Source organism: Rhizobium sp. SVR5-2C, assembly GCF_056755115.1.
The window spans coordinates 1-283 of record NZ_JBNDHT010000372.1 but is presented as its reverse complement, the minus strand read 5'-3'; the positions used below and the strand labels follow the sequence as shown (position 1 = coordinate 283).

The 283-nt window shown below is 59.0% G+C and carries 1 protein-coding gene; it reads right to left on the bottom strand.

Translation table 11 applies throughout. The annotated features are described in order from the left end of the window. Positions 1–283, bottom strand: a 283-nt coding sequence (locus ACPYOI_RS36140; RefSeq protein ID WP_481424179.1) for a solute carrier family 23 protein, incomplete at both ends; no start/stop codon positions are given.

Genomic DNA, 283 nt, shown 5'->3' with positions numbered 1-283 from the left:
GATACGTACACCGGAAGCCGCGATGGTCCCGAACATCACCAGCGTTGCGCCGCCCAGCACCGGTTCAGGTATATGCTGCACAAAACCGCTTACCGCCGGGAACAGGCCGAGGACGATCAGCATCAGTGCCACCACAAAACCAACGTAGCGGCTGGCAACGCCAGTCAGCTGGATCACGCCGTTGTTCTGTCCGAAGCAGGAGTTCGGGAAGGTGTTGAAGACCGCAGAGACAAACGAGTTCAGGCCGTTCGCCAGCACGCCGCCTTTCAGGCGTTTCATATAC